Origin of the sequence: Micromonospora sp. WMMA1363 (genome assembly GCF_030345795.1) — a bacterium.
Lineage (GTDB): Bacteria > Actinomycetota > Actinomycetes > Mycobacteriales > Micromonosporaceae > Micromonospora.
Genome location: NZ_JAUALB010000001.1, coordinates 2163226 through 2183105, shown reverse-complemented (window position 1 = coordinate 2183105; position 19880 = coordinate 2163226). Strand labels below are relative to the sequence as shown.

Annotated in this window: 17 protein-coding genes; 13 read left to right on the top strand and 4 right to left on the bottom strand. The window is 71.6% G+C overall.

Translation table 11 applies throughout. The annotated features are described in order from the left end of the window. Positions 1–35: 35 nt before the first annotated feature. A complete protein-coding gene (locus QTQ03_RS09930) occupies positions 36–905 on the top strand; it encodes a hypothetical protein (RefSeq protein WP_289277738.1) in 870 nt (289 codons plus the stop codon). An 85-nt stretch (positions 906–990) separates the two neighbouring features. On the opposite strand, the gene QTQ03_RS09925 is transcribed toward QTQ03_RS09930, so the two are convergent. Then, the gene (locus tag QTQ03_RS09925) at positions 991–1194 is read right to left on the bottom strand and encodes a cold-shock protein (protein WP_289277737.1); all 204 of its coding nucleotides are present in this window, start codon (positions 1192–1194) and stop codon (positions 991–993) included. Between the two features lie 184 nt (positions 1195–1378). Between QTQ03_RS09925 and QTQ03_RS09920 the strand changes: the two genes are divergently transcribed. Continuing rightward, positions 1379–2059 (top strand): class I SAM-dependent methyltransferase, encoded by a 681-nt coding sequence (locus QTQ03_RS09920; RefSeq protein WP_289277736.1) that lies wholly within the window; start codon positions 1379–1381, stop codon positions 2057–2059. A 148-nt stretch (positions 2060–2207) separates the two neighbouring features. Here the strand turns inward: QTQ03_RS09920 and QTQ03_RS09915 are convergent, their stop codons facing one another. Next, entirely contained in the window at positions 2208–2861 is a 654-nt protein-coding gene (locus QTQ03_RS09915; protein ID WP_289277735.1) for an MBL fold metallo-hydrolase, read from the bottom strand. A gap of 7 nt (positions 2862–2868) precedes the next feature. Next, on the bottom strand, positions 2869–3585 hold the full coding sequence (locus QTQ03_RS09910) for a maleylpyruvate isomerase family mycothiol-dependent enzyme (RefSeq protein ID WP_289277734.1): 717 nt from the start codon (positions 3583–3585) through the stop codon (positions 2869–2871). 172 nt (positions 3586–3757) lie between these two features. Here QTQ03_RS09910 and rsgA point away from each other — a divergent pair, with 172 nt between their 5' ends. From rsgA to uvrC, 4 genes are all read left to right on the top strand, one after another. After that, positions 3758–4825, top strand: a complete 1068-nt coding sequence (rsgA, locus tag QTQ03_RS09905; RefSeq protein ID WP_289277733.1) for a ribosome small subunit-dependent GTPase A — start codon at positions 3758–3760, stop codon at positions 4823–4825. 289 nt (positions 4826–5114) lie between these two features. Next, positions 5115–8057, top strand: a complete 2943-nt coding sequence (gene uvrA / locus QTQ03_RS09900; protein WP_289277732.1) for an excinuclease ABC subunit UvrA — start codon at positions 5115–5117, stop codon at positions 8055–8057. A gap of 130 nt (positions 8058–8187) precedes the next feature. Continuing rightward, positions 8188–8670 (top strand): Rieske (2Fe-2S) protein, encoded by a 483-nt coding sequence (locus QTQ03_RS09895; RefSeq protein ID WP_289277731.1) that lies wholly within the window; start codon positions 8188–8190, stop codon positions 8668–8670. A gap of 152 nt (positions 8671–8822) precedes the next feature. Then, positions 8823–10799 carry an excinuclease ABC subunit UvrC gene (uvrC, locus tag QTQ03_RS09890; protein ID WP_289277730.1) on the top strand — a complete coding sequence of 659 codons (1977 nt, stop codon included), beginning with the start codon at positions 8823–8825 and terminating at the stop codon, positions 10797–10799. A gap of 18 nt (positions 10800–10817) precedes the next feature. On the opposite strand, the gene recQ is transcribed toward uvrC, so the two are convergent. Continuing rightward, the gene (gene recQ / locus QTQ03_RS09885) at positions 10818–12650 is read right to left on the bottom strand and encodes a DNA helicase RecQ (RefSeq protein WP_289277729.1); all 1833 of its coding nucleotides are present in this window, start codon (positions 12648–12650) and stop codon (positions 10818–10820) included. A gap of 425 nt (positions 12651–13075) precedes the next feature. On the opposite strand from recQ, the gene rapZ reads away from it, so the two are divergent. The 7 genes from rapZ (at position 13076) to secG (ending at position 19761) form a co-directional block, all read left to right on the top strand. Next, the gene (rapZ, locus tag QTQ03_RS09880; protein ID WP_289277728.1) at positions 13076–13987 is read left to right on the top strand and encodes an RNase adapter RapZ; all 912 of its coding nucleotides are present in this window, start codon (positions 13076–13078) and stop codon (positions 13985–13987) included. After that, positions 13984–15051: a gluconeogenesis factor YvcK family protein gene (locus QTQ03_RS09875; protein WP_289277727.1), complete on the top strand. Its 1068-nt coding sequence runs from the start codon at positions 13984–13986 to the stop codon at positions 15049–15051. The genes rapZ and QTQ03_RS09875 overlap by 4 nt, the downstream gene beginning before the upstream one ends. Before the next feature lie 54 nt (positions 15052–15105). Then, positions 15106–16086 (top strand): DNA-binding protein WhiA, encoded by a 981-nt coding sequence (gene whiA, locus QTQ03_RS09870; protein WP_289277726.1) that lies wholly within the window; start codon positions 15106–15108, stop codon positions 16084–16086. 267 nt (positions 16087–16353) lie between these two features. Next, entirely contained in the window at positions 16354–17358 is a 1005-nt protein-coding gene (gap, locus tag QTQ03_RS09865) for a type I glyceraldehyde-3-phosphate dehydrogenase (RefSeq protein WP_289277725.1), read from the top strand. A 52-nt stretch (positions 17359–17410) separates the two neighbouring features. Beyond that, on the top strand, positions 17411–18610 hold the full coding sequence (locus tag QTQ03_RS09860; RefSeq protein ID WP_289277724.1) for a phosphoglycerate kinase: 1200 nt from the start codon (positions 17411–17413) through the stop codon (positions 18608–18610). Next, a complete protein-coding gene (tpiA, locus tag QTQ03_RS09855) occupies positions 18611–19402 on the top strand; it encodes a triose-phosphate isomerase (protein WP_289277723.1) in 792 nt (263 codons plus the stop codon). A gap of 95 nt (positions 19403–19497) precedes the next feature. Continuing rightward, a complete protein-coding gene (gene secG, locus QTQ03_RS09850) occupies positions 19498–19761 on the top strand; it encodes a preprotein translocase subunit SecG (protein ID WP_289277722.1) in 264 nt (87 codons plus the stop codon). Positions 19762–19880: the final 119 nt, after the last annotated feature.

Sequence of the window (19880 nt, the reverse complement as noted above, 5' to 3'; positions counted from 1 at the left end):
CGGGTCCGGCCCCTCACCACCCGCTAGGGGGACCCATGACGCGGGCTCCGGAAAATCTGCTGGCCGTCCGTGCCCTGCTTCTCTCCCATCTCAACGTCGACCCGAACGTCGTCCGCGATGCCGACCTCGAACCGGCCGAGGTCGGCATCGTCGGCGACGCCAACCATCTGGGCGGCTACCACGCCGGCTCGGACCGGATCGTCAACGAGGACTACTCGGTGGTGGAGTCGCCACGGGACTCGTCCGGTCTGACTCTCGACGCCGCGGCGCTCGACGTGGGGCTCTTCCGAGTCCGCTCCGGAGCGGCCACGCACACCCTGTACACCTTCTCGACCTGGTGCGTCCAGCAGTGTGCCGCCAACGCCCCGGACACCCGGGACATCCGTGAGATCATCTACAGCCCCGACGGCAGGAACGTCCGCCGCTGGGACCGGCTCCGCCGGCGATCGACCGGGGACCTGTCGCACCTGTGGCACACGCACGTCAGCTTCTTCCGCGACTCGATCAAGGCGGGCCGGGACCAGACTCCGCTGTTCCGCCGCTACCTCATCCACATCGGCCTGCTGGAGGATGACATGGCCCTGTCCGCCGAAGACCTCGACAAGGTGCGGTCAGCGACCGCCAGGGGCATCTACGACGCCCTGTGGGTGGCCGCCCAAGGCGAGCCCTACCGCGACCTGACCTACACCGGGCCCGGTTCCATTGGCAAGGCCATCCGGACCAACCTGCAGGCGCTGACCGTCGCACCGGTGCTCTCCGCGCTCGCCGCGAAGGACCTGGTGAGCGAGGAGCAGGTGGTCTCGGGGATCCTCGCCGCTCTCACCCCGGAGAAGATCGTCGCCGCGATCCCGCCCGCCCTGGCCAGGGACGTGGCTGACGAGCTGGCTCGTCGTCTCGCCGAGTGAAAGCCGGACGGTCGGGCGTCGGTTGCCGCGGGACCGCCACAGCCGCGACGGCGGCCGGGCTCCGGCCGCCGTCGGCGCCCGCGGGTCACACCGGGCTGACGTTGTCCGCCTGCGGGCCCTTCTGTCCCTGGACCACGTCGAACTCGACCTTCTGGCCCTCGGTCAACTCCCGGTAACCGCTCGTCTGAATCGCGGAGTAGTGGACGAAGACGTCCGGCCCCCCGCCGTCCTGCTCGATGAAGCCGAAGCCCTTTTCCGCGTTGAACCACTTGACGGTGCCGGTTGCCATGCATCTCTCCCTGTTCCAAGCAGGCGACCGCCGACCGTAGGCCGATGATCGCCCGGTGCCTTCTCGACAGTAACCGGCCAAACCGCGATCTGCCGGGTGAAGTGCCGCAGGCGGTGTGGTGAACTCTCGGCCGGCCCCGCCGAACCCGGCGCGCCGATCCGCCGACTACGGCAGGCTTGCGTCGATGAGCGGAACCGAGGCCGCGTTGGTCGACCTGGAACGGGAGATCGGCACGCCCGGTGGCGGCCTGGACCGGCTGCGGCTGGCGCCCACCCCATTCGTCCCCGAGGTACGACTGCACCTGGCCGAGGACCCGATCGTCTGGTGGGCTCGGATGGAGGCCGGGGCCGGCCACGCCTTGCCGCCGCCGTACTGGGCGTCGGTCTGGGCCGGTGGGCAGGCCCTCGCCCGGCATCTGCTGGACCACCCCGACCTGGTGGTCGGCCGCCGGGTGCTCGATCTGGCCGCCGGCTCCGGCGTGGTCGGCATCGCCGCGGCGCTGGCCGGTGCGGCCCGCGTGGTCGCCGACGACGTCGACCCGTACGCCGTGGCGGCCGTCACCGTCAACTCCCGCGCCAACAATGTGACGGTCGAGGTCACCGGGGAGGATCTGCTCGACTCCACGCCGGCCGGAGTGGACCTCGTTGTCGCCGGCGACGTCCTCTACGACCGGGCGACGGCGGCCCGGATGCTGCCGTTCCTGTTCCGCGTCGCGTCCGCGGGTGTCGACGTGCTGGTCGGTGACCCCGACCGGGGCCACCAGCCGACGGACGGGCTGGCGGTCGTCGCGGACTACCCGGTGCGGATCACCGAACCCGCCAGCGGACCGCCGGTGCGTCGGGTGCAGGTGCTGCGACCCGGCTGATGGCAGCAGCGACGACCCGAGTCCGGGCCGGAAGCTCGGGCTCGTTCCCTCCGCCGGTCCCGGTCGGGTCCAGCCTGACGTGGTCCCCGCCGGCGGTCGGTGTCGGCACGACGCCGGCGGGGCGAGTGTGGATCTGTCTTGGGCGTGGTCACCAGCCGCGGGCTCGCCACTGGGGGAGGGCGGGGCGTTCGGCGCCCAGGGTGCCGTCCTTGCCGTGGCCCGGATAGAACCACGTCTCGTCGGGTAGCCGGTCGAAGAGCTTGTGCTCGACGTTGTCGATGAGCTGGCCGAATCGCTCCGGGTCCCGGTCGGTGTTGCCGACGCCGCCCGGGAACAGGCTGTCGCCGGTGAAGAGATGCGGAGTGCCGGCGGGGTCGCGGTAGAGCAGCGCGATCGAGCCGGGCGTGTGCCCCCGCAGGTGGATGACCTGGAGCGCGCAGTCGCCGACCGGCACCGTGTCGCCGTCGGCCAGGGTCTCCGCACCGATCGGCAGCCCCGGGGCGTCCTCGATGTGCACCAGGGCACGGGCGCCGGTCGTGGCCACCACCTCCTCCAGGGCCATCCAGTGGTCCATGTGCTGGTGGGTGGTGACCACGGCTGCCAGCCCTCCGCCACCGATCAGGTCGAGTAGCCGGGGCGCCTCGTTCGCCGCGTCGATCAGCACCTGATCGCCGGTGGCCCGGCAGCGCAGCAGGTAGGCGTTGTTGTCCATCGGGCCCACCGACATCTTGGTGACGGTGAGCCGGTCGAGGTCGCGGACGGCCGGCGTGCCACCCGGCGTGACGTCTCCGGTGTAGGTCATGGGTCGCCTATATCCAATCTGGTGGGGTCGGCAGGGGACCGTCGGGGGTGACGGTGAGCACGGTGCCGGCGTTTCGACCGATCAGCCAGGCGGCGAGTTCCGGGGCGGCGCCGGTCACCGTGGGGGCGGCCGAGCGGTCGCCGATCGCCAGCTCGTGCCGGCTGCCGTCGAAGCGCAGCACCATCGGCGGCGCGTCGGCGCGTCCGGCCAGGCCGGTGGCGACCTCGTGCAGGAGCCGGTGACCGAAGGCCTCCGGCCAGTCCGCGGGCCGGTAACCAGCGGCCAGGTCCACGTGGTGCACCTCGATCTCCCGCAGCCGACCCCAGACGAGCATCGCGGCCGGCCAGGGCCCACGCCGGGTCTCGACGGTGGCACCCCACGCCTCGACCGGCATCGCCGTGACGGCAGCGGCGAACCGGTCGGCGGTGCGCCGCAGGTCGTCCAGGTGGGTGGCCGGCGGGCGGAACGCCCCCGCCTCGATGTCCGCGGTCCGGGCGGCCGCGCTCGCGTACATCGGAATCCGCTCTCCGGTGCGCGCGGCGGTCAGCAGGTTGACCAGCCCGTCGGCGTTGCGGGCGAGGTGGGCCAGCACGTGCCCCCGCGTCCAGCCGGGCAGCAGGGACGGGGTGGCGAGGTCCGCCTCGTCGAAGGTGGCCGCCGTGCGTAGGAGCCGTGCGGTGGATTCGCCCACCTCGCCGGTCAGCAGAAGCGGATCCGTGGTCACGGCTCGACCCTAGCGGTCCAGCGGCTGCCGCGTCGCCGGGGAAATCGCTTTCGGCGCGTCGCAACGCGTCCTACCGTCGGCGGCGAACCGCGGCACCGGAGGTCGGAGGGGGTGGTGATCGTGCCGGTCGGAGCACCAACGAGCCACCCGAACCCACGCCCGTGAGGACGCCATGACGATCGACCTGACCGCCCTCGGCTGGGACGCCGACCGGGCGCACGACGTACGACACCGCACCGACCACCGACCGGGCCGGGTGGCCCGGGTCGACCGGGGTGTGTGCACCGTCCTCGGCGTGGACGGCCCGGTCCGCGCCACTCTTGGCGGGGCCGTGTTGGCCGCTGCCGCCCACGATCCGACCCGTCTGCCCTGCGCGGGTGACTGGGTGCTGCTCGCCACCTGGCCGGACCGGAACGTCACGGTCGAGGCGGTGCTTCCCCGGCGCACCGCGCTGATCCGGCGTACCGCCGGTAAGGACGCTCGTGGACAGGTGCTGGCCGCCAACCTGACTGCCGCTGCGGTGGTCGAGCCGGTGCACCCGGAGCCGGACACCGGGCGGATCGAGCGTCTGCTCGCCCTCGCCCACGAGTCGGGCGCCCGGCCGCTGGTGGTGCTGACCAAGATCGACCTCGCCCCCGACCCGGCGGCGCTGGCTCGGCAGCTTGCCGCCGTGGCACCCGGCGTGCCCGTGCTACCGGTGAGCGCGGCGCGCGGCGCGGGGCTCGACCCGCTGCGAGCCGAGGTGGTGTCGGGCCGCACCCTGGGCCTGCTCGGTCCGTCGGGGGCGGGTAAGTCGAGCCTGGTGAACGCACTGGCGACAGCGGTGGTGATGCCGGCCCAGGGGGTCCGCCGGGTCGACGGCAGGGGTCGGCACACCACGACCTGGCGGGCGTTGGTCCCGGTGCCGGGCGGCGGTGCGGTGCTGGACACCCCGGGGGTCCGGGCGGTGGGCCTGCTTGACGGCGTTGTCGGCCTCCACCGGGCGTTCGCCGACATCGCCGAGCTGGCCGCCGGCTGCCGCTACGCCGACTGCGGTCATGACGCGGAACCGGCGTGCGCGGTGCGGGAGGCGCTGGACTCCGGGGAACTGCCCGCACGTCGCTACGAGAGCTGGCGGCGACTGCAACGGGAGGTGGCGTACGAGACCCGGCGCCGGGGCGTGCGCCTGGCCGCCGAGCGGCACGGTGCGCGCCGACGGGCGAGCCGGCCGTCCCGGCCACCGGCGCCCGGGGGGTGCTGACCCGCCACTGCTCGGCGTATGGTCACCATCGCGGCGCGGCTAACCGCGCTGAGCTGGGGAAATGTTCGGGTACGGAGAATTGTCGCACCGCGGGGCTAGAGTTGCCGACGGCTAGAGTTGCCGGGGCGCTATTCCCGCGCCCAGCGGCCCGCTCAGCAGCCCGCCCAGCAGCCCGCCCAGACAACCGCCCTGACAACAGCCCGAAAATCGCCCCGAACCGACCAGGCGGCTCATACCGGATCGGAGCGGGACAGATACTGATCTTCTTTCACCCGGGAGTGCACGGACAGTGGCCGACCGACTGATCATCCGTGGCGCGCGCGAGCACAACTTGCGTGACGTCAGTCTCGACCTGCCCCGGGACGCTCTGATCGTGTTCACCGGGCTCTCCGGGTCGGGTAAGTCGAGCCTGGCCTTCGATACGATCTTCGCCGAGGGGCAGCGGCGCTACGTCGAGTCGCTTTCGTCATACGCTCGGCAGTTCCTCGGGCAGATGGACAAGCCGGACGTCGACTTCATCGAGGGCCTCAGCCCGGCGGTGTCCATCGACCAGAAGTCGACCTCGCGCAACCCGCGGTCGACCGTGGGCACCATCACCGAGGTCTACGACTACCTCCGCCTGCTCTTCGCCCGCGTCGGCGAGCCGCACTGCCCGGTCTGCGGGGAGCGGATCTCCCGGCAGAGTCCGCAGCAGATCGTCGACCGGGTCCTCGCCATGCCCGAGGGCACCCGGTTCATGGTGCTCGCCCCGGTCGTCCGTGGCCGCAAGGGGGAGTACCTGGACCTCTTCGCCGAGCTGCAGGCCAAGGGCTATGCGCGGGCCCGCGTCGACGGCGTCGTGCACCCACTGACCGAGCCGCCGAAGCTCAAGAAGCAGGAGAAGCACACCATCGAGGTGGTCATCGACCGGCTCACCGTCAAGCCGAGCGCCAAGCAGCGGCTGACCGACTCGGTCGAGGCCGCGCTCGGGCTCTCCGGCGGCTTGGTGTTGCTCGACTTCGTCGACCTACCCGAGGACGACCCGGGCCGGGAACGTCGTTACTCGGAGCAGTTGGCCTGCCCCAACGACCACCCCCTCGCCATCGAGGACCTGGAGCCCCGGGTCTTCTCCTTCAACGCGCCGTACGGCGCCTGCCCGGAGTGCACCGGTCTCGGCACCAAGAAGGAGGTCGACCCGGAGCTGGTGATCCCCGACCCGGAGCGCACCCTGCGTGAGGGCGCGATCCAGCCCTGGTCCGGCGGCCACAACCTGGAATACTTCCTGCGCCTGCTGGAGGCGCTCGGCGAGGCGGAGCGCTTCGACGTCGACACACCGTGGCGGGCGCTGCCGTCGCGGGCGCAGAAGACCATCCTGCACGGCTCCGACGACCAGGTGCACGTACGCTACCGCAACAAGTACGGCCGCGAGCGTTCGTACTACACCGGCTTCGAGGGCGTGATGCAGTGGATCGAGCGCCGCCACTCGGACACCGAGTCGGAGTGGTCGCGGGAGAAGTACGAGGGTTACATGCGGGACGTGCCGTGCGCGGCCTGTGGTGGGGCCCGGCTCAAGCCTGAGGTGCTCGCGGTCACCCTGGCCGGCAAGAGCATCGCCGCGCTGTGCGGCCTGTCCGTCGGCGAGTGCGCCGAGTTGCTGGCCGGCATCGAGCTGACCGACCGGCAGAAGCTGATCGCCGAGCGGGTCCTCAAGGAGATCAACGCCCGGCTGCGGTTCCTGCTCGACGTCGGCCTGGACTACCTCTCCCTCGACCGTCCCGCCGGCACCCTCTCCGGCGGTGAGGCGCAGCGGATCCGGCTCGCCACCCAGATCGGGTCCGGCCTGGTCGGCGTGCTGTACGTGCTGGACGAGCCGTCAATCGGTCTGCACCAGCGGGACAACCACCGCCTGATCGAGACGCTGATTCGGCTACGCGGGCTGGGTAACACGCTGATCGTGGTCGAGCACGACGAGGACACCATCCGTACCGCCGACTGGATCGTCGACATCGGCCCCGGCGCCGGGGAACACGGTGGCCGGATCGTGCACAGCGGTTCGGTGCCGGCGCTGCTGGAGAACGCGGACTCGGTCACCGGGGCGTACCTGTCCGGTCGCAAGGCGATCCCCACGCCTCGGCAGCGCCGCCCCCAGACACCGGGGCGGGAGCTGGTGGTGCAGGGGGCTCGCGAGCACAATCTGCGCAACCTGACGGTGAGCTTCCCCCTCGGTCAGCTGATCGCGGTCACCGGAGTCAGCGGCTCCGGCAAGTCGACCCTGGTCAACGACATCCTGCACGCCGTTCTGGCCAACCAGATCAACGGTGCCCGCCTGGTGCCCGGCCGGCACACGCGGGTTGCGGGTCTGGACCACGTCGACAAGGTCGTCGGCGTCGACCAGTCGCCGATCGGCCGGACTCCGCGTTCCAACCCGGCTACCTACACCGGCGTCTGGGACCACATCCGCAAGCTTTTCGCCGAGACGACGGAGGCGAAGGTCCGGGGCTACGGCCCGGGCCGGTTCTCGTTCAACGTCAAGGGCGGCCGCTGCGAGGCCTGTTCCGGCGACGGCACCCTCAAGATCGAAATGAACTTCCTGCCCGACGTGTACGTCCCGTGCGAGGTCTGCAAGGGCGCCCGGTACAACCGGGAGACCCTGGAGGTGCACTACAAGGGCAGGACGGTCGCCGAGGTGCTGGACATGCCGATCGAGGAGGCGGCCGATTTCTTCTCGGCCATCCCGGCCATCCACCGGCACCTGAGGACACTGGTCGACGTTGGGCTCGGCTACGTCCGGCTGGGCCAGCCCGCGCCCACCCTCTCCGGCGGGGAGGCGCAGCGCGTGAAGCTCGCCTCCGAGTTGCAGAAGCGGTCCACCGGGCGGACGGTCTACGTGCTCGACGAACCGACCACCGGCCTGCACTTCGAGGACATCCGCAAGCTGCTGATGGTCCTTGAGGGGCTGGTCGACAAGGGCAACACGGTGATCACCATCGAGCACAACCTGGACGTGATCAAGACGGCCGACTGGATCATCGACATGGGTCCGGAGGGCGGCCACCGTGGCGGCACGGTGCTCGCCACCGGCACTCCGGAGGAGGTCGCCGAGGTGCCCGAGAGCCACACCGGCCGGTTCCTGCGCCAGGTGCTCAAGCTCGACGGCGAGGCGAAGGGAGCCGCGGCGGCCACCTCGCGGGCGGCGAAGGCCAACGGCGCGAAGTCCCGCACGGCGCGGAAGGTACCCGCCGGTGCCCGCTGAGACATGCGGGGCGACCGCGATCACCCGGCGGTTCGGTCGCCGATCGGGTGAACCGTCGGTCGGAGCGATCCGTGTACCAGGGTAAGGCCGCGGATCATGGCAGGCGGCGTTGTCGGTGAGAGGGCGAGGCATGAGTGACGACCAGGTGCTGACCGGAGGGGTCCCGCAGACCCGGCGGGCACTGCTGGCTGGTGCGGGTGCCGCCGGCGCGGCGGTCGTCCTGGCCGCCTGCGGCAGCGAGGGCTCCGGCGACGGCGCGGCGCCGACCAGCCCGGGCCCGGAGGTGTCCAACACCGGCGACGCCGGTGGCGGTGACCGGCAGGGCGCTCAGTCCCTCGCCAGGACGACCGACGTCCCGCTCGGCGGTGGCGCGGTCTTCGCGGCCCAGGGGGTCGTGGTCACGCAGCCGTCACCCGGCGAGTTCAGGGGATTCGACCCGATCTGCACCCACCAGGGCTGCCCGGTGTCCAACGTCGATGGTGGCACGATCAACTGCACCTGTCACGGCAGCAGGTTCTCGATCGAGGACGGCTCGGTGAAGGCGGGCCCGGCCACCACGCCGCTTGCGCCCCGGGACGTCAAGGTCACCGGCGATCGGATTTCGCTGGCCTGAGGCCGACCGTCCTCCGGCTTCGCCCCCGGCCCTGGTTGCCGGGGGCCGGACACCCGACAGCGCCGAACCGGGGAGGCCCCTTCTCGCCGCCCGAACGGTCCCGGTCGGGCGGCGGCCCGGTCGTGTCGGGGGCGCGGACTAGGCTTGCTGCCGTGGCTGACCCCTCGACCTACCGTCCCGCGCCCGGCACGATCCCGGAGTCGCCGGGGGTCTACCGCTTCCGCGACGGCACCGGTCGGGTGATCTACGTCGGCAAGGCGAAGAACCTGCGCAGCAGGCTCAACTCGTACTTCGCTGACCCGATCAACCTGCACCAGCGCACCCGGCAGATGGTCTTCACCGCCGAATCGGTCGACTGGATCTCGGTCGCCACCGAGGTCGAGGCGCTTCAGCAGGAGTTCACCTGGATCAAGCAGTACGACCCGAAGTTCAACGTCCGCTACCGGGACGACAAGTCCTACCCGTACCTCGCCGTCACGCTCGACGAGGAGTTCCCGCGCCTGCAGGTGATGCGCGGCGGGAAGCGCAAGGGGGTGCGCTACTTCGGGCCGTACTCACACGCCTGGGCGATCCGCGAGACGCTGGACCTGCTGCTACGCGTGTTCCCCGCCCGCACCTGCTCGTCCGGCGTGTTCCGGCGGGCCGGTCAGGTCGGCCGGCCGTGCCTGCTGGGCTACATCGGCAAGTGCTCCGCGCCGTGCGTCGGCAGCGTCTCCGCCGAGGAACACCGGGTCATCGTCGACGGCTTCTGCGACTTCATGGCCGGTCGGACGGACGCGGTGGTTCGCAGACTGGAGCGTGAGATGGGCGAGGCCAGCGCGGAGCTGGAGTTCGAGCGGGCCGCCCGGCTGCGCGACGACCTGGCGGCGCTGCGTCGGGCCATGGAGAAGCAGACGGTGGTGTTCGGCGACGGCACCGACGCCGACGTGGTCGCCTTTGCCGACGACCCGCTGGAGGCGGCAGTCCAGGTGTTCCGCGTCCGTGCCGGCCGGGTGCGTGGCCAGCGGGGTTGGGTGGTCGAGAAGACCGAGGAACTGAGCACCGGCGACCTGGTGCATCACTTCTGCACGCAGGTGTACGGCGGGGAGCACGGCGAGGCCGACGTCCCCCGGGAACTGCTCGTCCCCGACCTGCCCGCCGACGCCGACGCGCTCGCCGACTGGCTGTCCACCCGGCGGGGCAGCCGGGTGGCGCTGCGGGTGCCGCAACGCGGCGACAAGCGTGCTCTGCTCGAGACGGTGGAGCGCAACGCCAGGGACGCGCTCGCCCGGCACAAGCTCAAGCGGGCGGGTGACCTCACCACCCGGAGCAGGGCCCTTGACGAGATCGGCGAGACGCTTGGCCTGCGCGCGTCGCCGCTGCGTATCGAGTGCTTCGACATCTCCCAGATCCAGGGTACCGACGTGGTGGCGAGCATGGTCGTCTTCGAGGACGGGCTGCCCCGCAAGAGCGAGTATCGGCGGTTCATCATCCGGGGCGCCACCGACGACCTCTCGGCGATGTCGGAGGTACTTCGCCGTCGCTTCGCTCGCTACCTCGACGCCCGCGCGGAGACCGGTGAGGCGGGCGTCGAGTCGGCCGACGACCCGGATGTCCCGGCCGGGCAGGCGGTTCCCGACGAGCCGCGGGTCGGCACCCTGGTCGACCCGACGACCGGGCGACCACGCACGTTCGCGTACCCCCCGCAACTGGTGGTGGTGGACGGCGGCGCGCCACAGGTAGCGGCAGCGGCCCAGGCGCTCGCGGAGCTGGGGGTCGACGACGTGGCACTGTGCGGGCTGGCGAAGCGGCTGGAGGAGGTGTGGCTGCCCGACGACGACTTCCCGGTCGTCCTTCCGCGCACCTCCGAGGGACTCTACCTGCTGCAACGTATCCGCGACGAGGCGCACCGGTTCGCCATCACGTTCCACCGGCAGCGGCGCTCGAAGCGGATGACCGAGTCGGTGCTGGACACAGTGCCCGGCCTGGGTGAGGTGCGGCGCAAGGCGCTGCTGCGGCACTTCGGCTCGCTCAAGCGGCTTTCGGCCGCCACCGTCGAGGAGATCACCGCGGTGCCCGGCGTCGGCAAGCGGACCGCCGAGGCGATCCTGGCCGCCCTCGAGGGCGACACCAGGACCCCGGCGGGCTGAGGCACCCGCTGCCCACGGTCAGCCTTCGGCGAGGACCGCGAGGATCTGCTCGCCATACTTCGCGAGCTTGGCCTCGCCCACCCCACTGACCTGGGACAGATCGGCCAGTGCGGCCGGCGCGTCGGTGGCGATCTGACGCAGGGTGGCGTCGTGGAAGACCACGTATGCCGGCACGCCCTGTTCCTTCGCCGTGGCGGCCCGCCAGGACCGCAACCGCTCGAAGGCGTTGGCGGCGGCCGGTGCCAGCTCGGCGACGACGGTGGCCGCGCCACGCGGCTTCACCGACCGGGCCGGCGCGCGGACCGGCTCGCGGCGCAGCATGACGGTGCGGCGCCGGCCCAGCACGTCGCTGCTGGTGTCGGTGAGGGCGAGGGTGCCGTAGTCACCCTCGACCGCCAGCAATCCCTCGGCCAACAACTGGCGGACCACGCCCCGCCACTCCGCCTCGCTGAGCTCGCCGCCGACGCCGAAGACCGTGAGCGCGTCGTGACGATACTGCCGGATCTTCTCCGTGTCGCGGCCGAGCAGGATGTCGACACAGTGCCCGGTGCCGAACCGCTGGTTGCGTTCCCGGTCGAGCCGGAACACGGTGGAGAGCAGCTTCTGCGCGGCGACCGTCCCATCCCACGACTCCGGCGGGTCGAGGCAGGTGTCGCAGTTGCCGCAGGCGGCGGAACTCTCGCCGAAGTACTCCAGCAGCTGGACCCGCCGGCAGCGGACCGTCTCACAGAGCGCGAGCATCGCGTCCAGGTGGGCGGCGAGGTTGCGGCGGTGGGCCAGGTCACCCTCGGAGGTCTCGATCAGCCGGCGCTGCTGCACCACATCCTGCAGGCCGTAGGCGAGCCAGGCCGTCGACGGCAGGCCGTCCCGGCCGGCGCGGCCGGTCTCCTGGTAGTAACCCTCGACGGACTTTGGCAGGTCGAGGTGGGCGACGAAGCGGACGTCCGGCTTGTCGATGCCCATGCCGAAGGCGATCGTCGCGACCATGACCAGCCCGTCCTCCCGCAGGAACCGCTGCTGGTGGGTGGCGCGGGTGGCCGCGTCCAGGCCGGCGTGGTACGGCAGGGCGGGGATTCCGTTCCCGACCAGGAACTCGGCCGTCTTCTCCACCGAGGCGCGGGACAGGCAGTAGACGATGCCCGCGTCGCCGGGGTGCTCGTCCCGGAGCAGGCTCAGCAGCTGCCGGCGCGGCTCCCGTTTCGGGACGATCCGGTACTGGATGTTGGGCCGGTCGAAGCTGGAGACGAAGTGCCGGGCGTCGGTCAGCCCCAGCCGGGTGGCGATCTCGGCTCGGGTGGCGGTGGTCGCGGTGGCGGTCAGTGCGATGCGGGGCACGTCCGGCCAGCGTTCGTGCACCATCGAAAGACCGAGGTAGTCGGGGCGGAAGTCGTGCCCCCACTGCGACACGCAGTGCGCCTCGTCGATCGCGAACAACGCGATCCGCCCCCGCTCCAGCAACTGCACCGTGCCCCGGCCGGCCAGCGCTTCGGGGGCCAGGTAGAGCAGGTCCAGCTCGCCGGCGAGGAACGCGGCCTCCACCCGGCGCCGGGCCGGTGGATCCTGCGTCGAGTTGAGGAACCCGGCCCGGACACCGACCGCGGTCAGCGCGTCGACCTGATCCTGCATGAGGGCGATCAGCGGAGAGACCACCACCGCCGCACCGTCGCGAACCAGCGCCGGGATCTGGTAGCAGAGCGACTTCCCGCCGCCGGTCGGCATGAGCACCAGGGCGTCGCCGCCGGCCACCACGTGGTCGACGACCTCCTGTTGGCAGCCGCGGAAGGCGGAGTAGCCGAACACCCGGTGCAGCGTCTCGACGGCGGCGGCCCGCTGATCGGTGGAGGAGGGCATTGGCGCAGTCTACGAGCGACCTCCGACGCGGTAGCCCACGCCCGGGCGGGCTTCGGCCGGGCTTCGGCATCCCGCCGGCGACTCGGGTCGGCGTACGAACCTCGGAGTCCGTCGGGGCGGTCCGGCACCGGTAGCTGAGGGGCGCTGGTGCCGGGGTGCCCGGTGACGTCCAGGCAGACCGCACCGTCCGGACCGACCCCGGTCGCCGAACACCGGCTCCGACCGGGGCCGAGTGCGCCTCGAAGCAGGTTCGGCGACCGAAGGTCGTCGAGGTTTCCCTGTGTCGGAAGTGTGACGGGAGTGACCTGTGGTGACCGGTCGGGCGGGCGCAGCCGCGAGCCTGTCGGGTCGGCGGGTTAGAGTCGCTGTTCGACCACCCGCGGCCCACCGGTCGGCCGCGGTGTCACGCGTCTTGGGGGTACTAGGTGAGCGAGGGGCGGACGAGCGTGCCCAACGGGGCCGACCCGGCGGCGGACACCGATACCACGCTCGTGGTGGTGACCGGCGTCTCCGGCGGGGGTCGCAGCACCGTCGCCCGGGCCCTGGAGAATGTCGGCTACTACGTGGTGGACAATCTGCCGCAGGCGCTCATGCTCGACATGGCCGAGCTGGCGATGAAGGCGGGCGGCGCCGCACGGCGGACGGCGATGGTGCTGGACGTGCGCTCCCGGGCGTTCTCCACCGATCTGGTCGGTGCGATCCGGGAGCTCAGGGAGCGCGGCTTCTCGCCCCGGGTGGTCTTCGTCGACGCCGACGACGAGGTGTTGATCCGACGGTTCGAGAGCGTCCGGCGCTCGCACCCGCTGCAGGGTGAGGGACGGCTCGCCGACGGCATCGCCGTCGAGCGCGGGCTGCTGGAGGAGGCCCGCGACCAAGCCGACGTGATCATCGACACCAGTCACCTGAACGTCAACCAGTTGCGCCGGCGCATCGAGGAGCTGTTCGGCGGGGAGGACGCCCGCCGGCTGCGGGTCACCGTGCTCTCCTTCGGCTTCAAGTACGGGCTGCCGCCGGATGCCGACTTCGTGTGCGATGCCCGTTTCCTGCCGAACCCGTACTGGGTACCGGAGTTGCGGGAGCACACCGGGCGGGAGGAGGCGGTCAGCTCGTACGTGCTGGGCCAGGAGGGGGCGGACGGCTTCGTGGCCACGTACGCCGACCTGGTCAACGCCACCACCGCCGGCTTCGAGCGGGAGGGCAAGCGCTACCTGACCGTGGCCGTCGGGTGCACCGGAGGCAAGCACCGCAGCGTCGCCATCGCCGAGGAGCTGGCCGCGCGGCTGCGGCAGTCCGGCATCGCCGCCAACGCGCAGCACCGGGACCTGGGGCGCGAATGACGGTTACCCGGATGGTCGCCTTCGGCGGCGGGCACGGTCTCTCCGCGGCGTTGCGCGCGTTGCGGCGCTGCGCTCCGGAACTCGACCTGGACATCACCGCGGTGGTCACCGTCGGCGACGACGGCGGATCGAGCGGTCGGCTGCGCGCCGAGCGGGGCGGCCTGCCGCCGGGGGACCTACGCCAGGCACTTGTGGCCCTGGCCGGAGACCACCCGTCGACCCGGCGTAGTGCGGGGTTGTTCCAGCACCGCTTCGTCGAGGTGTCGGCGACCGGCGCCGTCACGTCCGGCGTCACCGGCGCCGGGTCGTCGGCGCCGACCGGGCGATCCGGTTGCGGCGGGACCGTTTCCGCCGACGGCGGCGCCCCGCAGCGCGATGGGCTGGGCGGGCATGCGGTGGGCAACCTCGTCCTCTGTGGGCTGATGGAGCTGCTCGGCGATCCGGTGGCTGCGCTGGATCACGCCGGGGCCATGCTCGGCGCGGTCGGTCGGGTGCTGCCGATGTCCTGCCGGCCGGTGGGGATCGAGGCGCGGGTCCGCGGTGCCGACCCGGCCCGCCCCGGCCAGGTGGACACCGTCACGGGCCAGCACCAGGTGGCCGTCACCACCGGACGGGTCGAGTCGCTGCGGCTCAACCCGGACGCGCCGGAGGCCTGCCCGCAGGCGCTGGCCGCGATCGAGGCGGCCGACTGGTTGCTCTTCGGGCCGGGCAGCTGGTATACGAGCGTGCTGCCGCACCTGCTGGTCCCGGAGCTGGCCGCCGCGATCGTAGCCAGCCCGGCCCGCCGGCTGGTCACGCTGAACCTCGCCGCGGAGAAGGAAACATCTGGATTGTCCGTCGCCGACCACCTGGCCGAGCTGCGGTGGTACCTCCCGGAGCTGAAGGTGGACGTCGTGCTCGGGGATGCCAAGGCGGTGGGTGACCCGGAACCGGTCGAACGTGCGGCGGAGTCGCTGGGTGCCCGACTGGTCCTCGCCCCCGTCGCGGTCACCGACGGCACTCCCCGTCATGATCCGACCGCCCTCGGCGCCGCTCTGGTGCCGGTCCTGGGCGCCGCTCGTTAGACACGTACGTAATCTCCGGCGACACGCCGGAACCGGTCCGTGAGGGGGCGCACAATGGCGATGACGGCGGCGGTCAAGGACGAGCTGAGTCGGGTCGACGTGCCCAAGCCCTGCTGTCGGAGGGCGGAGATGGCGGCGCTGCTGCGCTTCGCCGGCGGCTTGCACATCGTCTCCGGCCGGGTGGTGGTGGAGGCCGAGCTGGACACGGGCGCGGTGGCCCGGCGGCTGCGGCGCGAGGTCGCCGAGGTGTATGGCTATTCCAGCGAGATCCATGTGCTCGCCTCCGGTGGCCTGCGCAAGGGCAGCCACTTCATCGTCCGGGTCGTCAAGGACGGTGAGTCGCTCGCCCGGCAGACCGGTCTGCTCGACGTTCGGGGCCGCCCGGTGCGGGGCCTGCCGCCGCACGTGGTGGCCGCCAACGTCTGCTGTGCGGTCTCGGCGTGGCGGGGGGCGTTCATGGCGCACGGCTCGCTGACCGAGCCCGGCCGCTCCAGCGCGCTGGAGATCACCTGTCCCGGCCCCGAGTCGGCGCTCGCGCTGGTCGGCGCGGCCCGCCGGATCGGCATCACCGCGAAGAACCGGGAGGTCCGCGGCGTGGACCGGGTGGTCGTCAAGGACGGCGACGCCATCGCCGCCCTGCTCACCCGCATCGGCGCCCACGCAAGCGTCCTCGCCTGGGAGGAGCGCCGCGTCCGGCGGGAGGTGCGGGCCACCGCCAACCGGCTGGCCAACTTCGACGACGCGAACCTGCGTCGCTCGGCGCGCGCCGCGGTCGCCGCCGCCGCCCGGGTCACCCGAGCCCTGGAGATCCTCGCCGACGACGCGCCGAACCATCTCACCTCGGCCGGTCGCCTGCGCTTGGAGCACCGCCAGGCCTCCCTGGAGGAGCTGGGCGCACTCGCCGACCCGCCGCTGACCAAGGACGCCATCGCCGGCCGGATCCGACGGCTGCTCGCGCTCGCCGACAAGCGGGCGCGTGACCTGGGCATTCCGGATACGGAAGCGGCCGTCACGCCGGACATGCTCGTGGTCTGATAGGACGGTGGCGGGTTCACGACGCGGCCGGGATCACCACCCGCCGCAGCACGACCCCACGCGCTCGGATATGGTCGCTGCGTACGGCAAGGGGGCCGGCACCGGCACTCCTCGTCGTGCTCACCGCCTCGGGCGGTCAGGTCCGTGAAGACCGCGGCGGGGCGGCCGAGATGAACCGTCGACGGCCGGCTCCAACGGTCGGCGCACACCACTCCGCCGGCCGCGGGTCAACACGCCGGCGGACCAGAACGCGAGGAGATGGGACCTGTGACCATCCGGGTTGGCATCAACGGCTTCGGCCGGATCGGCCGCAACTTCTTCCGGGCAGTGCTGGCGTCCGGTGCTGACATCGAGGTCGTGGCGGTCAACGACCTGACCGACAACGCGACGCTCGCCCACCTTGTCAAGTACGACAGCATCCTCGGCCGCCTGCCACACGAGGTCAAGGCCACCGCGGACGAGATCACCGTGGGTGGCCGGACCATCAAGGCGTACGCCGAGAAGGACCCGGCGGCACTGCCGTGGGGTGAGGTCGGCGTGGACGTGGTCATCGAGTCCACCGGCTTCTTCACCGACGCCACCAAGGCGAAGGCGCACATCGACGGCGGGGCCAAGAAGGTCATCATCTCCGCGCCGGCGAAGAACGAGGACGTCACGGTCGTCATGGGCGTCAACCAGGACGAGTACGATCCGGCCAAGCACACGATCATCTCGAACGCCTCCTGCACCACCAACTGCCTGGCGCCGATGGCGAAGGTCCTGCACGACACGTTCGGCGTCAAGCAGGGTCTGATGACCACCATCCACGCGTACACCCAGGACCAGAACCTGCAGGACGCCCCGCACAAGGACCTGCGCCGTGCCCGGGCCGCCGCGCTGAACATCGTGCCGACCTCGACCGGTGCGGCGAAGGCGATCGGCCTGGTGTTGCCGGACCTGAAGGGCAAGCTGGACGGCTACGCGCTGCGAGTGCCGATCCCCACCGGCTCCACCACCGACCTGACCGTCACCGTCGGCCGGGAGACCACGGTGGACGAGGTCAACGCCGCGATGAAGGCCGCCGCGGACGGCCCGCTCAAGGGCATCCTGGTCTACAACGACGACCCGATCGTGTCGGCCGACATCGTCACCGATCCGGCGTCCTGCATCTTCGACGCGCCGCTGACCAAGGTCATCGGCAACCAGGTCAAGGTCGTCGGCTGGTACGACAACGAGTGGGGCTACTCCAACCGCCTGGTTGACCTGGTCAAGCTGGTGGGGAAGTCGCGGTGAGTGCGAGGAGTGAGCTTGCGAGCCCCGCAGTCACGAACGGAGGGCTGGCGCGGTGAGCATCCGCACCGTCGACGATCTGCTCGTCGAGGGGGTGTCGGGCCGGCGTGTGCTGGTGCGCGCCGACCTGAACGTCCCGCTCGACAAGCAGACCGGTGACATCACCGACGACGGCCGGATCCGGGCCGTCCTGCCGACCCTCGGCGCCTTGGTCGAGGCCGGCGCCAAGGTGATCGTCTGCTCGCACCTGGGTCGACCGAAGGGCGCACCGGACCCGGCGTTCAGCCTCCGCCCGGTGGCCGGGCGGCTCGGTGAGCTACTCGGCGCCGAGGTCCGGTTCGCCGAGGACACCGTGGGCGACTCGGCCCGGTCCACCGTGGACGCCTTGGCCGACGGCCAGGTTGCCGTCCTCGAGAATCTGCGCTTCAACGCCGGTGAGACCAGCAAGGAGGAGGCCGAGCGGGGGGCGTTCGCCGACCAGCTCGCCGCGCTCGCCGACGCGTACGTCGACGACGCGTTCGGGGCCGTGCACCGCAAGCACGCCAGCGTGTACGACGTGCCGGCGCGGCTGCCGCACGTGGCCGGCCGGCTGGTGTTGCGTGAGGTGGAGGTGCTGTCCACGCTCACCGGGAACCCGGAACGGCCGTACGTGGTGGTGCTCGGCGGCTCCAAGGTCTCCGACAAGCTGGCGGTGATCGAGGCCCTGCTGCCGACGGTCGACCGACTGCTGATCGGCGGGGGTATGTGCTTCACCTTCCTCAGGGCGCAGGGCCACGAGGTGGGCACCTCGCTGCTGGAGAAGGAGATGGTCGAGACGTGCCGCAACCTCATGGAGGGCGCCCCCGGCAAGATCCTGCTCCCGGTGGACGTGGTGGCCGCCGACGCCTTCGCGCCGGACGCCGCGCACGACACCGTGCGCGCGGACGGCATCCCGAGCCACCGGCTGGGCCTGGACATCGGCCCGGAGACGGTGGCCGGCTTCGCCGCCGTCCTGTCGCAGGCGAAGACCATCTTCTGGAATGGCCCGATGGGTGTGTTCGAGATGCCGGCGTTCGCGGGCGGCACCCGGGGCGTCGCCGAGGCGATCACCAAGGCCGACGCGTTCTCCGTCGTCGGCGGCGGTGACTCCGCCGCGGCTGTGCGGGTGCTCGGGCTGGACGAGTCGTCCTTCGGGCACATTTCCACCGGCGGTGGCGCCTCGCTGGAATACCTGGAGGGCAAGACCCTCCCCGGCATCGCGGCCCTGGAGAACTGAATGGCGAGTACCACGCGTCGGCCGTTGATGGCCGGCAACTGGAAGATGAACCTCAACCACCTCGAGGCGAACCTGCTGGTGCAGAAGCTCGCCGCGAGCCTCACCGAGAAGCAGCTCACGGACGTCGAGACGGTGGTGCTGCCGCCGTTCACCGATGTGCGGACGGTGCAGACCGCCGTGGACGGCGACCGGCTGCTCATCGGGTACGGCGCGCAGGACCTGTCGCCGTACCCGTCGGGCGCCTACACCGGGGACATCTCCGGCCCGATGCTGGCGAAGCTGGGCTGCACCTACGTAACGGTCGGCCACTCCGAGCGGCGGGCGTACCACCACGAGGACGACGCGGTTGTCAACGCGAAGGTGCGGGCGGCGCTGACCCATGGGCTCATCCCGATCCTCTGCGTGGGGGAGGGGGTGGACGTGCGCGAGCAGGGCACCCACGTGGCCCACTGCGGCGACCAGCTCGACGGCGCCCTCAGGGGGCTCTCCGCCGAGCAGGTGATCAGGGTGGTCGTCGCGTACGAGCCGGTCTGGGCGATCGGCACCGGCAAGACGGCCACGCCGGAGGACGCCCAGGAGGTGTGCGGGGCGGTCCGCCAGCGGCTGGCCGAGAACTTCGGTCGGGAGACCGCGGACCAGGTCCGGATCCTCTACGGCGGGTCGGTCAAGTCGTCGAACGTGGCGGCGATCATGGCCCAGCCGGACGTGGACGGGGCCCTGGTCGGCGGCGCCAGCCTGGACGCCGAGGAGTTCGCCAAGATCTGTCGGTTCCCGGAGCACATCGCCCGCTGATCGCTCGCTATCCTTGAGTCCGCCCGTCCGCCGACCGGCGCCACCGTGCCCGATCTGCCCGGGCGAGGATCGCAACGAGAGGACTGTCCCCAGCCATGCCGATCTGGTTCGCATACACGTTGATCGTGTTGCTGGTCATCACGAGCGTCATGCTCACCCTGCTGATCCTGCTGCACCGTGGTAAGGGCGGCGGGCTGTCCAGCATGTTCGGCGGTGGCGTCAGCTCAAGCCTGGCCGGGTCGTCGGTCGCCGAGAAGAACCTTGACCGCTACACCGTGCTGGTGGGCATCGTCTGGTTCGCCTGCATCGTCGGGCTCGGGCTCTGGCTGCGTCTCCAGCAGGCCAGCGGCGTCGTCTGAGCGAGCCCCCGCCGAGTCGTACGATCTGCGCGCGGTCCGTCCCCGACGGGCCGCGCGCTGTGTGTTCGGGCCGCTGTACCGCGTCGCCCGGCCGCCACTCGACGGTGGTCCACCCCGCC

Coding starts and splice junctions, on each gene's coding strand:
- whiA (WP_289277726.1), top strand. CDS start 15,106: ATGGCGATGACGGCGGCGGTCAAGGACGAGCTGAGTCGGGTCGACGTG.
- QTQ03_RS09875 (WP_289277727.1), top strand. CDS start 13,984: ATGACGGTTACCCGGATGGTCGCCTTCGGCGGCGGGCACGGTCTCTCC.
- QTQ03_RS09895 (WP_289277731.1), top strand. CDS start 8,188: ATGAGTGACGACCAGGTGCTGACCGGAGGGGTCCCGCAGACCCGGCGG.
- tpiA (WP_289277723.1), top strand. CDS start 18,611: ATGGCGAGTACCACGCGTCGGCCGTTGATGGCCGGCAACTGGAAGATG.
- secG (WP_289277722.1), top strand. CDS start 19,498: ATGCCGATCTGGTTCGCATACACGTTGATCGTGTTGCTGGTCATCACG.
- QTQ03_RS09920 (WP_289277736.1), top strand. CDS start 1,379: ATGAGCGGAACCGAGGCCGCGTTGGTCGACCTGGAACGGGAGATCGGC.
- QTQ03_RS09915 (WP_289277735.1), bottom strand. CDS start 2,861: ATGACCTACACCGGAGACGTCACGCCGGGTGGCACGCCGGCCGTCCGC.
- rsgA (WP_289277733.1), top strand. CDS start 3,758: ATGACGATCGACCTGACCGCCCTCGGCTGGGACGCCGACCGGGCGCAC.
- recQ (WP_289277729.1), bottom strand. CDS start 12,650: ATGCCCTCCTCCACCGATCAGCGGGCCGCCGCCGTCGAGACGCTGCAC.
- QTQ03_RS09930 (WP_289277738.1), top strand. CDS start 36: ATGACGCGGGCTCCGGAAAATCTGCTGGCCGTCCGTGCCCTGCTTCTC.
- QTQ03_RS09925 (WP_289277737.1), bottom strand. CDS start 1,194: ATGGCAACCGGCACCGTCAAGTGGTTCAACGCGGAAAAGGGCTTCGGC.